Source organism: Amycolatopsis sp. NPDC049159, from assembly GCF_040648295.1.
Taxonomy (GTDB): Bacteria; Actinomycetota; Actinomycetes; order Mycobacteriales; family Pseudonocardiaceae; genus Amycolatopsis; species Amycolatopsis pretoriensis_A.
Map to the genome: position 1 here is coordinate 148,541 of NZ_JBEZDL010000013.1, position 12,353 is coordinate 160,893.

Genomic DNA, 12,353 nt, shown 5'->3' on the forward strand with positions numbered 1-12,353 from the left:
CCGATGGAGGGGGCGTTCCAGTCCACTGTGGAGCACTTCGGCCCGCGCCGCGACCCGGCGGCGCGGGCCATCCTGGCCGGGGTGGACGGCTCCGACACGGCCATGCGGGCGGCGGCCTTCGCGTTCGGCATGGCACGGCGGCAGGGCAGCCGGCTGGTCGTCGCCTTCGTCGCCGGCCACGCGCCGCTCATGCCGCTGCGGCCGGCCGTCGCGACGCTGATCGACCACGACACGGCCACCCACCTCTCGGCGGAACTGCGCGGCCAGATGCGCGAAGCGGCCGAGGAGCTGGGGGTGCCGGTCACGTTCGTGACGTCGTTCGGCGACCCGTACGCGACGCTCCGGGACACCGCGGACCGCTGCCAGGCCGACACGGTGGTGGTCGGTGCCTCCCAGAAGGCGGGGCACCGGTTCGCGGGTTCGGTCGCGACGAAGCTCATCCGGGCGGGTCATTGGCCGGTCCTCGTGGTCCCGTGAGCCACGTCTCCCTCCACATCGGACGGTAGGCTCGGCGGCGACCCGAAGCCGACCCCCAGCCGTGGAGCCCGATGTTCATCCCCGCACTCCTGGTGCTTTCGGCCGCCTTCCTGCTCCGCTCGCTCGCGGCCGCGCAGCTCGACCGGTGGAACATCGCCGCCCCGGTGCTGATGGTGGTGTGCGGGGCCGCGGCCGCGCTGACCGTGGCGCCGGACGCGCTGGTCGAGGTGTTCAACACCGAGATCGCCCAGCACGTCGCCGAGCTCATCCTCGCGATGCTGTTGTTCGTCGACGCCACCGAGGTCCGCGGCGGACGGCTGTGGGGCCGCTCCCCCGGCCTCGTCGCGCGCGTGCTGCTCATCGCCATGCCGGTGAGCATCGCGCTGGCCGTGCTGCTCGGGGCCGTGCTCCTGCCCGACCTGTCGTGGCCGCTGCTCCTGCTGATCGCGTGCATCGTGATCCCGAGCGACTTCGCCGCGGCCGAGCGCGTGGTCCGCGACCGCAACCTGACGACGCGGGTGCGCGGCGTCCTCAACATCGAAAGCGGCTACAACGACGGGCTCGTCTCGCCGGTGTTCCTGTTCGCGCTGATCCTGGCGCGGACCGACAACCAGCAGAACACCGCGGAAGACGCGCTCGCGACGGCGCTGCCGTTCGCCATCAAGGCGGTCATCATGGGCGCCGCGATCGGCGCGCTGATCGGGCTCCTGCTGTTCCTGGCCGCCCGCGCCGGCTGGACGTCCGCGCAGGGCCGCCGGATCGCCGTGCTGACGACCCCGCTGCTGGCCTACGCGGCGACCGTCGCGATCGGCGGCAACGGCTTCGTCGCCTCGTTCGTGTGCGGCATCGCGTTCCGGTACGTCTTCCGCGGCAGCGCCGCCGCCTACATCCGCAAGGTGCCGGAGCGGGCCCGCGACGTCCTGACCAGCCCGACGGCCGAGCTGCAGCTGCTGGAGGAGGTCACCGGCCTGCTGACCATGGGCATGTGGTTCGTGGTCGGCGCGATCAGCGTGCTGGTGGTCCAGTTCGGGCTGAGCTGGCAGGTCGTGGTGTTCTGCCTCGCCGCGCTGACCGTCCTGCGTATCGGCCCGGTGCTGCTGTCCCTGCTCAAGACGGACCTGCCCGGCCGCGACCGGTTCCTCATCGGCGCGCTCGGCCCGCGCGGGACGACGTCGATCGTGTTCGGCCTGCTCGCGCTCAACGGGCTCGCCACCGGCGACGAAGACATCGTGCTGACGATCACGGTGGTCTGCGTGCTGGGCAGCGTGGTCCTGCACGGGATCGGCTCGGCACCGCTGACGAACCGCCTCGGTGTGGGGCGCCGGCGGCCGTAAATCGGTTGGGTCGAGGGCCCGGCTTGGGCAGGGTGGTGATCATGGCGAGCAGATGGGTGCGGTTGCAGGCTGTCGCGGTGTCCGGTTCGTCCGCCGAAGGGCTGATGCTGGCCGCGTTGCCCCTGCTCGCCGTGTCCGTCACGACCGATCCGCGGGAGATCTCGCTGGTCAACGTCGCCGGGCAGGCGCCGTGGCTGCTGCTGTCGCTGTTCGCCGGGGTGCTCATCGACCGCGTGCGGCGGACCGCCGTGCTGGCCTGGGCCTACGCCGTGCAGGTCGGGGCCGCGCTGGTGCTCGGGGCGGTCGCGTCGGCCGGGTCGCTGAGCCTGCCGGTGCTGCTTGTCGTCGCGTTCGTCGTCACCTCCGCGCAGGTGCTCGGCGACGGCGCCAGCGGCGCGCTCGTGCCGGAGCTGGTCGCCCCGGACCGCCTGGCCCACGCCAACGCGCGGCTGACGGTGATCGACCGGGGCGTGGTGCAGTTCGTCGTGCCGCCGCTGACCGGCTTCCTGGTCGCCGTCACGGCCGGGGCGCCCGCGTGGCTGGCGGCCGCCTGCGCGCTGCTGGCGCTGCTGCTGACCCGCCGCATCCCGTCGACGTCCGTGGTCGCCGCGCGCACCCACCCGCTGCGCGACCTCTCAGCCGGGCTCACCCACCTGGTCCGGACGCCGCTGCTGCGCTCGATCACGCTGAACGTCGCGCTCGGTTCGTTCGCCGCGAGCGCCGGCAACGCGATGTTCGTGCTGTACGCGACGCAGATCCTGCACGTCGGCTCGGTCGGCTACGGCCTGCTGCTCGCGTGCATGGCGGTCGGCTGGGTGGTGTCGTCGTTCGTGGTCCAGCGCATCGTCGACCGCCTCGGCTATTCGTGGTCGATGCGGCTGGCGCAGAGCCTGGGCGCGGTGGCCCCGCTGCTGCTGGCGGTGCTCCCGCCGTGGCCGCCGCTCATCGGCGTGGTGCTGGTGTTCCTGACCTCGACGGTGCTGGTCTGGAACGTCTGCTCGCAGTCCAGCCGCCAGCGCTTCACCCCGGCGCCACTGCTGGGCCGGGTGCTGACCAGCCACCGGGCGCTGGCCTGGGGGTTGACGCCGCTGGGGGCGTTGACCGGCGGTTTGGTCGCGGCGCACTGGAGCCTGCGGGGCGTGTGGGTGATGGCCGCGGCGGTGCAGGCGCTGAGCGCGGTGCTGGTCTGGTTCCAGCTTTCCCCGGCGGCTTTCCGGCGGACCGAGGAGCTGGCGGCGGCCGGAGCCTAGGCCGGGCGGCCGAGAACGCGGCGAGGGCGAACGCGGCCGCGATCCCGAGGAAGCTCCCCTGCCACGCCAGTTCGGGGTAAGACCACGAACGCGGTGGTCACCACCAGCACGATCATGGACAGGTTCGCGATCCACACGCCCAGGTCGCCGATCCACGCCGGCCGCGCCACCGTGAGGGCGAGCACCGGCGCGGTCACCACGACCGCGGCACCCGGCCGCTGTCACGTGATGCCGGGTGGCGCGCCGGGTCGGGGCACCGGTGCGCCACCCGGACGCCTACCCTCCCAGCGCCAGCGCCACCGCGCCCAGCAGCGCCGCGTCCTGGTCGAACCGGGCCGACACCAGCTCGGGCGGGAACGGGACCGCGTGCGCCAGGCGGTCCGCCAGCGCCGGCAGCAGCACGTCCGCCGAGCGGACCAAGCCCCCGCCGACCGCGATGCGCTGGGGATCCAGGGCGATCGCCAGGTTGGCCACGTGCATCGACAGCTCGTCCAGGGCCGCCGTCACCAGTTCCTTGGCCTCCACGTTCTCCTTGGCCAGTGCGAACAGCTCCCCGGCGGTGACCGGGCGGCCGAGCAACTCGCTCGCCCGGCCGCCCAGCCCACGCCCACCGACGGCTTCCTCGAGCGGCGCCGCTCCGCTCGCGAAACCCTCGGTGTCCTGCGGTGAGAGCAGGTTGTACCCGATCTCACCCGCAGCTCCGTTGGCGCCGGTCAGCAACCGGCCGCCGACCAGCACCGCTGCCGCGATGCCGGTGCCCAGGGAGAGGAACACCGCCGGGTCGGCGCCGGCCAGTGCGCCCCAGCGCCATTCCGCCAGTGCCGCCGCCTTCGCGTCCGTGCCCACCGAGATCGGCACGGCCGGGAACTCCGCGGCCACCAGCTCCGCCAGGTGCAGCTGCTCCCAGCCCGGCACGTTCGGTGCCAGCAGGATCTCCTCCGGCAGCACGATCCCCGGGCTGACGACGCCGACGGCAGCCGGCTCGGCACCCGCCTCGGCCAGGAGCGACCGGGCCCCGGCCAGCGCGCGCACCACCACCTGCTCGGCCCCCGCGTGCGCGTCGGTGTCCAGCCGGCGCGTGGCCAGCAGGGTGCCGTCGCGGTCGGCGAGCCCCAGCGCCACCTTCGTGCCGCCGAAGTCGATCCCGAGAATCCGGTCCTCGCTCACGCGCCGCTCCCCCGCACCACGATCCGGCCCGTGTTCAGCCCGTCGACGCTGATCACCGGCGCCGCACCCCGCAGGTCCGACGCTTTGTACGTGACCGTCAGCGTCTGCGACTGGCCCGGCCACAGCGTGATGTCGTTGTCGTCCCAGGTCGCGTTCGCGAGCTGGTTGTCCCCCGCCGCCTCACGGCCGTCCGGCGTGCCACGGCGGACGTCGGCCCGCAGGAAGAACGCCGCGCCCGGCGTCTTCGACGTGTTGGTCACGGTCACCGTGGAGACCAGGTCGCCACCGCCGAAGCGGGTCGACGCCACGGCGGCGACCTGCGACTTCGGCAGGTCCTGCAGCGCCTGCAGGTTGCTGTACTGCGACAGCGTCGCCTGCGGGTTGCCGAGCGTCTTGCCCCAGTCGACGACGTCCTTCTGCGTGGACAGCCAGTAGACGTTCCGGTCGACGACCTTCCCGCCGTGGGAGACCTGCAGCTCCACGAAGTAGACCTGCGCCTTCGCCGGCGCCTTCGTCTCGGCGGGCACCTTGGGCTTCAGGACCCCGGTCCGCACGCCCTGCGAACCCAGCGAGAGGCCGGACGCGGTCTGGTCGTCGAGGACCCTCCCCGCGGTGTCCAGCACGCGGGCCTGCACCGAAAGCCCGGACTGCGTCGCCGCGCCGAGGTTGTCGAGCGTCACGGATCCGTTGTCGTAGCCGTAAAGCGCGTGCAGCGGCTGGTTCGCCTTCTTGGCGCCGAAGAACGCGCCCGCCTGGTCGCCGTCGTCGTTGTAGAGCGACCACAGCAGCGTCGGCCAGCCCTTGTTCAGCTGCCAGTAGACGACACCGGTCGACGGGCTGTCCTTGTCCTTCGAGTGGTGCAGGAAGGCTTCGAACTGCGAGCGCGTGTTCTCGTAGTTCGCGATGTTCGCCAGGTCCACATAGGACTTGAGCGAGTTCCACTTCCCGTACCGCTGCCGGATCGACTGGTCGAGCGTGTACAGCGTGCCGAACGCGTAACCGCCGTGACCGGGCTCGAAGTTCGCGTGGTACTGGTTGTACGCCGGGTCCTGCCAGAGCTTCGCCTGCTCGGTCGGCGAGAGGAACCGCTTGATCGAGTCGAGCGTCGGCACGGTGTGCCCGGCGCTCTGCTCGCTCGCGAAGCCCCACGCGCCACCGGCGTTCGTGCGGGAGGAATCCTCGGCGTCGAAGTGCGAGCTGTCGTACCAGTAGGACGGCGGAACCCAGTCGTACGGCCCCTCCTTCTCCCCGGACTGGCCCAGCGCCGGCGTGCTCTTGTACTCCGCCGAGGCGATCACCGGCACCTGGAAGTCGGCTTCCCCGAACGCCTTAAGCGTCTCGGACTCCTGGCGCGGCACCGGCTCGTTGTCGCTCCAGCCGTAGTTGAAGACGCTGGGGTGGTTCCGCTCCATCTGCGCGATCGTGTACGCCGAGTCGTGCATGATCCGGTAGTCGCGCTCGGTCAGCGTCGAGGCGTCCTCGGGCTGCCAGGCGTCACAGCACAGGAACCCGCCGATGACGAGCAGCCCGGCGCGGTCGGCCTGGTCGTAGAAGTCCTGCGGCATGTCGTGGCCCTCGAGCCGGACGCCGGACAGGCCCATGTTCTTGATCAGCGCGATCTGGTGCGCGGTGTCGGCGGCGTCGTAGCGCAGGAACAGGTCCGGCGCGAAGCCGCCGCCGCGGAACACGAAGTCCTTGCCGTTGATCGTGAACTGCCGCGCGCCCTCCGGCAGGGCCGCGGACTTCCCGACCAGGCGCGAGGTCACCGTGCGGATGCCGAAGGTGCTCTTCGACGACGTCGAGAGCGTGCCGTCCTGCGAGACCGCGGTGCTCAGCGTGTACAGCGGCTGGTCGCCCATCGAGTACGGCCACCAGACGCGCGGGTGCGCGATCTTCACCGGCGCGAACGCCACGGTCCGCTTGGTGTTCGCGGGGATCGTCACGCGCTGCTTGACGACGACCGGCGCGCCCGAGGGCGGGGTGATCGTCGCGGCGACGTCGCCGGTCCGCGGCGCGGCCGCGTCGTTGGTGACGTCGACCTTCACCGTCAGCTTCGAGCTGGACAGGTCGGCGGCGTTGTCCTGCACGACGTGGGCGTTGTCGCCGGTGAGCGCGTCGGACACCTGCAGCGTCGGCGGGAACTGGATGCCGGTGTTGTTGTCCGGCGGGATCTGGCCCCAGTCGACCTGGTCGAGGGTGTACATCTTCAGCGGGTCGTTCGGGTAGACCTTGATCGCCAGGGTGTTCTTGCCCGGCTTGACCAGCTTCGTGACGTCGAAGGTGTGCCCGGCGAACGCGCCGCTGACGATGTCCTTCGTGGCGACGAGCTTGCCGTTCACCCAGACGTCGCCTTCGCCGACGATGCCCGGGATGGTCAGCTTCGCGTGCTGGCCGGCCTTGAAGCCGGGAGCGAAGTCGGTCCGGTACCACCACGGGTCGGAGAACGGTTTCGTGACGACGGGGCCGAGCTTGTCCACGTACCCGAAGCACTTGCGCATGTTGTCCGAGTAGAAGACGTTCGGGCACTTGCCGTTCTGGACGAGGGCGGTGATCTCGGTGCCGGGCGCGCCGGCGTCGTCCGGCTTCACCGGCAGCCAGCCACGGGTGGCGTACCCCGGCGTGGAGACCTTTTCCCCGCCGTCCTTGACGTTCGCGGTGGTCAGCACCTGCCAGCCCTGCGTGCCGATGGTGGTGAGCCCGTGTGGCTTGGCGAACGCCTGCGTGTCTTGAGCGGCGGCCGGGCCGGCGACGGCGAGCACGCCGGGGACGAGCACCAGTGCGGCCACCGCCGCGAGTTTCCGGGTCATGCCTGGGCCCCTTCCGGGTCGGCGGCGAAAGCTTCCTTGATCTCCTTGGGACCGAACGGCCACGTGTTCTCCGTCTTGGCGTAGACGAGGTACGCGAGCGCGCCGAGGGCGATCCAGCCCAGCGACAGCCCGATGGACAGCGGCGTCGCGGAAACGTAGATGTAGACCCAGCCGACCAGCGCGAGCAGCGTCGGCAGCGGGTAGAGCCACTGCCGGTAGGGCCGCTTCAGCTCCGGCTGGCGGCGGCGCAGCGTCCAGATGGCCGCGACCTGGGCCAGCGACTGGATGATGACCAGGGTGGAGACGGCGGCGTTGATGACGTCGGTCAGCGTGAACAGCGAGCCGATGATCGTGATGGCGCCCATGGTGAGCACGCCGGCGGTCGGCAGGTTCAGCTTGGGGTGCAGCTTGCCGAACATGGACAGGAACACCTTGTCCCGCGCGGCTTCGAACGGCACGCGCGAGCCGCCGAGCAGGCCGGCGAACACCGAGCCGATGGCCGCGACGACGATGAAGACGGTGACGATCTTCGCCGTCACGGTGCCCCACGCCTGCTCCAGCACGGTCGAGGCGACCGAGGTGGCGGTCTTCAGCTCTTCCAGCGGAACCGAGCCGAGGACGCCGACCTGCAGCAGGAAGTACAGGCTCATGATGCCCACGATGGAGAAGAGGATCGACCGCGGGAGCGTCCGGCCCGGGTCGCGGACCTCGCCGCCGAGGTAGGCGCTGGTGTTGTAGCCGAGGTAGTCGTAGATCGCGATGATCAGGCCGGCGCCGAGGCCGCCCCAGAACGTGCCCGTGCCGGCCGAACTGAACGCGCCCGGGGTGAAGGCGAACGCCTGCGCGCCGCTGAAGTGCGTGAACGCGGCGACGACGGTGGTGAGCACCGCGATCAGCATGACCACGAACAGCACCGTCGTGAGCTTGCCGATCTGGCCGATCTTGCGGAACAGCGCGGCGACGATGACGAGCGTGATGCCGACGCCGATGATCTTGCCCAGCGGCGTGGTGCCCGCGTCGTCGGTGACGCCGGGGATCAGGTAGCCGAGGTACTGGACGAGCCCGATGATGCCGGTGGACATGATCAGCGGGATGAACAGCACCGCGCTCCACACGAACAGGAACGGCATCAGCCGTCCGGTGCGGTACTGGAACGCTTCGCGCAGGTACAGGTAGGTGCCGCCGGCGCCCGGCATGGCGGCGCCGAGTTCGGCCCAGATGAGCCCGTCGGCCAGCGCGACGATCGCCCCGATGATCCAGCCGAACATCGCCTGCGGCCCGCCCATGGTGGCGACCATGGCGGGGATCGTGACGAACGGGCCGATACCGCACATCTGCGTCATGTTGATCGCGGTCGCCTGCAGCGGGCCGATCTTGCGCTCAAGGGCCGGTTGCGGCGCCCCTGAACGAGTGGGTGAACTCACGACGTGCCTCCGGCTAGTAGTTAGTAAAGTTTCTTAACATAGAACGGGCGGAGTCGAAAGAGTTCCGTGGATAAACTTGCGGCAACACAGGAGGATTCAGTGGGGCAAAACGGGCCGCAGGTGGGAACCCCGGCGAACATGCGGGCGCTGAACCAGCGCCTGGTCCTGGACCGGCTTCGCGGTCAGGGCGAGGCGACGCGACCGCAGATCGCGGCGGACACGGGACTTTCGAAACCCACGGTCGGACAGGCGCTGCTCGACCTCGAGCAGCACGGACTGGTCCGGACCACTGGGCGCAGCCTGGCCGGGCCGGGGCGCGCGGCGGTCGTCTACCAGGCCGCGCCGGACGCCGGGCACGTCGTCGGCGTCGACATCGGGCGGCGCGCGATCCGGATCGCCGTCGCCGACCTCGAAGGCAGCATCGTCGCCCGGCTCGACGAGCCCAACCGGTGCCGCTCGGCGAGCGCGCTGGTGCGCACGGTGAGCGAATCCGTCGAACGCGCGGTGGCCGCGGCCGGGCTGCGGCCGCACGAGGTGGTGGCGACGGTCGTCGGCACCCCCGGCGTCCCCGACCCGGCGACGGGCACGGTGCACCGCGCACCCAACCTGCGCGGCTGGGAGCGGCGCGGGCTGCTGCACGAACTCGTCGCCGCGCTGGCCGTCGCCGGCTCGGACGTCGTGGTGGAGAACGACGCGAACCTGTGCGCGGTCGGCGAGCACGCCCTCGGCGCGGCGCTCGGCGTCGACGTGCTGGTGTGCCTGACGGTCGGCACCGGCATCGGCATGGGCCTGCTGGTCGACGGCCAGCTGTTCCGCGGCGCGCACGGCGCGGCGGGCGAGATCGCGGACCTGCCCTACGGCCCGCTGCCCGCCGGCGCGGCCGCCCGCCGCCCCGGCCCGGTCGAAACGGCGGCCGCGGGCCAGGCGGTGGTCGACGCGGCCCGCGCGCTGGGCTTGACGAAGGCACGCACGGCGAAGGACGTGTTCCGGCTGGCCCGGTCAGGCGACGCGCGGGCGCTGCGCGTGGTCGAGGAAGAAGCCGAGAAGCTGGCGTACGTGGTCTCGGCGGTGACGGCCGTCCTGGACCCCCGCCTGATCGTGCTGGGCGGCGGCATCGGCGGCAACGCGGACCTGCTGGCCGAGCCGATGCGGCGCGCGCTGGCGGCGACGATCCCGGTCGTCCCGGAGATCGCGGCCGGCCAGCTGGGCGAGGACGCGGTGCTGGCGGGCGCGATCGCGACGGCGCTGGGCACGGCCCGCGAGCTGGTCTTCGACCGCCGCGGCCTGCACCGCACGGCCAGCGGCGCCTGACCGGTCAGCCGCGCGCCCACTGTTCCAGCACCGCGACCTGCCTCGCCCCGCCCTCGACCACGCCGCGATCCTCGCTACAGGTGAGCTAGTCCGAGGGACCGCGCAAGGTCAGCACCACCCGCAGCACGTACTCCACCGCCGTCGGGAAGGTCGCGCCGCGAAGTTCACCGCGGTCGGCCAGGTTGCGGGAGGCGAACTCCAGTTCGCGCTCCGGCCCACCCCGGCGGACGACCAGGGCCGCGATGTCCTCGAGGTCGAGGTCCGGGTGGTCGAGCCGGATCAGCGCGAACTCGATCATCAGCTCTTCGGCCGTCATCCCGCTCCTCCCGACTCCTCCAGCGTAGCCACAACCGCCGGGCCGGGACCGGCATTCCGTGGCCGAGCTCACCCGCATTACTGTACCGTCCAGACGGTATAGTAGTCGGCATGACCACGACCCGCGCCCCGATCCGGCAGACCCTCAGCCCCCGTCGCCGGTGGGCCGCGCTGGGCGTGCTCGTCGGCGCGGTGCTCCTGCTCGCGATCGACGGCACCGTGCTGTACCTCGCCGTGCCGTCCCTGACCCGCGAGCTCGCGCCGACCGCCACCGAAATCCTGTGGATCGGCGACATCTACTCGCTCGCGCTGGCCGGCCTGCTCGTCACGGCGGGCAACCTCGCCGACCGCTTCGGCCGCAAGAAGGTGCTGCTCCTCGGCACGGCCGCGTTCGGCATCGCCTCCGTGCTGGCCGCCTTCTCCCCCACCGCCGGCGTGCTCGTCCTCGCGCGGCTGCTGCTCGGCGTCGCGGGCGCGACGATCATGCCCTCGACACTCTCGCTGATCCGCACGCTGTTCACCGACCCGCGCGAGCGCACCCGCGCCATCGCGATCTGGTCGGCCGGGTCCGGCGGCGGCATCGCGCTCGGCCCGCTCGTCGGCGGCACCCTGCTGGAGCACTACTGGTGGGGTTCGGTGTTCCTGATCAACGTGCCGGTCGTCGTGGTCTTCCTGATCGCGGGCGCGTTCCTGCTGCCGGAGTCGCGGGACCCGAACCCGGGCCGCTTCGACCTGCTCTCGGCGGCCCTCTCGATGGTGGCGATCGTGCCGCTGGTGTACGCGGTCAAGCACGCCGTCAGCGAGGGCCTCGACGTCCGGGTGGCCGTGGCCGCCGTGCTGGGCGTCGCCGCCGGCGTGCTGTTCCTCCGCCGTCAGCGGCGGGCGGCCGATCCGCTGATCGACGTCGGGCTGTTCCGCAACGGCGCCTTCAGCGGCGCGGTGCTCGCGAACTTCATCTCGGTCTTCGCGTTGATGGGACTGCTGTTCTTCTTCTCGCAGTACCTGCAGCTGGTTCGCGGCTTCTCGCCGCTGCGGGCCGGGCTCGCGGAGATGCCCGCGACGCTGGCCTCGATCGTCGTCGTGGCCGCCGTCGGCGTGCTCGTCCGGCGGCTCGGCCAGGGCCGGGCGGTCGCCGCGGGCCTGGGCGTCGCCGCGCTCGGGCTGGCGCTGGTCGCGGTCGCCGAGCAGGCGCCGCAGTACTGGTGGCTGGGCCTGACGCTGGTACCGGTCGGGCTCGGCGTCGGCCTGGCGCTGACGCTGACCGTCGACTCGGTGCTGTCCGCCGTCCCGCGGGACAAGGCGGGCTCGGCGTCGGCGATCTCCGAAACGGCCTACGAACTCGGTGCGGCGCTGGGCATCGCGCTCCTCGGCTCGCTGGTCACCGTGGTGTACCGCGCTTTCCTGCCCGCGGGGGCGCCCGGCGAGGTCCGGGAGTCCCTCGCCTCGGCGGTGTCCGCGCTCGACCCGGCGTCGGACCTCGCCCAGGCGGCCCGGGACGCCTTCACCGGCGCCATGCAGGTCACGTCGCTGGCGGCGGCCGCCGTCACCGCCGTCGCGGCGCTGATCGCCTGGCGTACGATTCCGTCCGGAAAGGACTGAGCATGCCTCGCAAAGCCGGGCGCAGCCCGGAGGAAACGCGCCGGGCGCTGCTCGACGCGGCCGCGACCGCCATCCGCACGCGCGGGATCTCGGCGTCCCTCGACGACATCGCGCGGGTGGCCGGGGTGTCGAAAGGCGGGCTGCTGTACCACTTCCCGGCGAAGGACGCGCTGGTGCGCACGCTCGCCCAGGACATCCTCGACACCTTCCGCACCGAGGTCCACGCGGCGCTCGACCCGGCCGACACCGCCCCGGGCCGGCTCGTGCGCGCCTACGTCCGGGCGTCGCTGGACACGTCCCAGGACGAGGTCGCGATCCGGGAGAACATCGCGCTGATCGCCCAGCTCATCTCGATCCCGGAGATCGCCGGGCTGGCCCGCGCGGACGCCGAGCGGTGGGACCGCGAGCTGCACGACGACGGCCTGCCGGCGGACGTGGTCACGCTGGTGGTCGCGGCGGCCGACGGGGCGAGCACGGCACCGCTGTGGGGCGTCGGCATCGACGTCGCGGCGGCACGGAGGCTGGAGCGGCAGCTGCTCGACCTGACCCGGGGCACCTGACCAGGGCCGTGTCAACCCGTCGAAGGTGTTGGTAAATCACCACTTCCCGGCCCCTACGTTAGTCGGCTCCGGCGAACGTGTCTTCCGGGTAAATTTTCGACAGCGCGCG

At 71.9% G+C, this 12,353-nt stretch carries 11 protein-coding genes; 6 read left to right on the plus strand and 5 right to left on the minus strand.

Annotated elements, in window-relative coordinates:
- The first annotated feature begins 3 nt into the window (after positions 1–3).
- The 3 genes from AB0B33_RS24735 to AB0B33_RS24745 all read left to right on the plus strand — a co-directional run bounded on the left by AB0B33_RS24735 (position 4) and on the right by AB0B33_RS24745 (position 3,061).
- Complete coding sequence (locus tag AB0B33_RS24735) at positions 4–477, plus strand: universal stress protein (protein ID WP_360775864.1); 474 nt, start codon at positions 4–6, stop codon at positions 475–477.
- A 71-nt stretch (positions 478–548) separates the two neighbouring features.
- Entirely contained in the window at positions 549–1,811 is a 1,263-nt protein-coding gene (locus tag AB0B33_RS24740; RefSeq protein ID WP_360775867.1) for a cation:proton antiporter, read from the plus strand.
- A gap of 41 nt (positions 1,812–1,852) precedes the next feature.
- A complete protein-coding gene (locus AB0B33_RS24745) occupies positions 1,853–3,061 on the plus strand; it encodes an MFS transporter (protein WP_360775869.1) in 1,209 nt (402 codons plus the stop codon).
- Here the strand turns inward: AB0B33_RS24745 and AB0B33_RS24750 are convergent.
- The 4 genes from AB0B33_RS24750 to AB0B33_RS24765 all read right to left on the minus strand — a co-directional run bounded on the left by AB0B33_RS24750 (position 3,058) and on the right by AB0B33_RS24765 (position 8,459).
- Positions 3,058–3,261 (minus strand): hypothetical protein, encoded by a 204-nt coding sequence (locus tag AB0B33_RS24750; protein ID WP_360775872.1) that lies wholly within the window; start codon positions 3,259–3,261, stop codon positions 3,058–3,060. The genes AB0B33_RS24745 and AB0B33_RS24750 overlap by 4 nt on opposite strands.
- A 76-nt stretch (positions 3,262–3,337) precedes the next feature.
- Positions 3,338–4,228: an ROK family protein gene (locus tag AB0B33_RS24755; protein WP_360775875.1), complete on the minus strand. Its 891-nt coding sequence runs from the start codon at positions 4,226–4,228 to the stop codon at positions 3,338–3,340.
- Complete coding sequence (locus AB0B33_RS24760; RefSeq protein WP_360775878.1) at positions 4,225–7,035, minus strand: beta-mannosidase; 2,811 nt, start codon at positions 7,033–7,035, stop codon at positions 4,225–4,227. Before AB0B33_RS24760 ends, AB0B33_RS24755 begins: the two co-directional genes overlap by 4 nt.
- Positions 7,032–8,459: an APC family permease gene (locus tag AB0B33_RS24765; protein ID WP_247024215.1), complete on the minus strand. Its 1,428-nt coding sequence runs from the start codon at positions 8,457–8,459 to the stop codon at positions 7,032–7,034. The genes AB0B33_RS24760 and AB0B33_RS24765 overlap by 4 nt, the downstream gene beginning before the upstream one ends.
- Positions 8,460–8,597: 138 nt before the next feature.
- Here AB0B33_RS24765 and AB0B33_RS24770 point away from each other — a divergent pair, with 138 nt between their 5' ends.
- A complete protein-coding gene (locus AB0B33_RS24770; RefSeq protein ID WP_360776191.1) occupies positions 8,598–9,770 on the plus strand; it encodes an ROK family protein in 1,173 nt (390 codons plus the stop codon).
- A gap of 85 nt (positions 9,771–9,855) precedes the next feature.
- Here AB0B33_RS24770 and AB0B33_RS24775 read toward each other — a convergent pair whose 3' ends face one another.
- Complete coding sequence (locus AB0B33_RS24775) at positions 9,856–10,086, minus strand: hypothetical protein (RefSeq protein ID WP_360775883.1); 231 nt, start codon at positions 10,084–10,086, stop codon at positions 9,856–9,858.
- Between the two features lie 110 nt (positions 10,087–10,196).
- Between AB0B33_RS24775 and AB0B33_RS24780 the strand changes: the two genes are divergently transcribed.
- Together AB0B33_RS24780 and AB0B33_RS24785 are read left to right on the plus strand one after the other, a co-directional pair.
- Positions 10,197–11,684 (plus strand): MFS transporter, encoded by a 1,488-nt coding sequence (locus AB0B33_RS24780; protein ID WP_360775885.1) that lies wholly within the window; start codon positions 10,197–10,199, stop codon positions 11,682–11,684.
- A 2-nt stretch (positions 11,685–11,686) separates the two neighbouring features.
- Positions 11,687–12,244 carry a TetR family transcriptional regulator gene (locus AB0B33_RS24785; protein WP_247024219.1) on the plus strand — a complete coding sequence of 186 codons (558 nt, stop codon included), beginning with the start codon at positions 11,687–11,689 and terminating at the stop codon, positions 12,242–12,244.
- The last annotated feature ends 109 nt before the right edge of the window (positions 12,245–12,353 follow it).

What these genes read in the sequence shown, in the direction of transcription:
- AB0B33_RS24785 (WP_247024219.1), top strand. Translation starts at nt 11,687, where the DNA reads ATGCCTCGCAAAGCCGGGCGCAGCCCGGAGGAAACGCGCCGGGCGCTG.
- AB0B33_RS24770 (WP_360776191.1), top strand. Translation starts at nt 8,598, where the DNA reads ATGCGGGCGCTGAACCAGCGCCTGGTCCTGGACCGGCTTCGCGGTCAG.
- AB0B33_RS24735 (WP_360775864.1), top strand. Translation starts at nt 4, where the DNA reads ATGGAGGGGGCGTTCCAGTCCACTGTGGAGCACTTCGGCCCGCGCCGC.
- AB0B33_RS24745 (WP_360775869.1), top strand. Translation starts at nt 1,853, where the DNA reads ATGGCGAGCAGATGGGTGCGGTTGCAGGCTGTCGCGGTGTCCGGTTCG.
- AB0B33_RS24740 (WP_360775867.1), top strand. Translation starts at nt 549, where the DNA reads ATGTTCATCCCCGCACTCCTGGTGCTTTCGGCCGCCTTCCTGCTCCGC.
- AB0B33_RS24775 (WP_360775883.1), bottom strand. Translation starts at nt 10,086, where the DNA reads ATGACGGCCGAAGAGCTGATGATCGAGTTCGCGCTGATCCGGCTCGAC.
- AB0B33_RS24760 (WP_360775878.1), bottom strand. Translation starts at nt 7,035, where the DNA reads ATGACCCGGAAACTCGCGGCGGTGGCCGCACTGGTGCTCGTCCCCGGC.
- AB0B33_RS24780 (WP_360775885.1), top strand. Translation starts at nt 10,197, where the DNA reads ATGACCACGACCCGCGCCCCGATCCGGCAGACCCTCAGCCCCCGTCGC.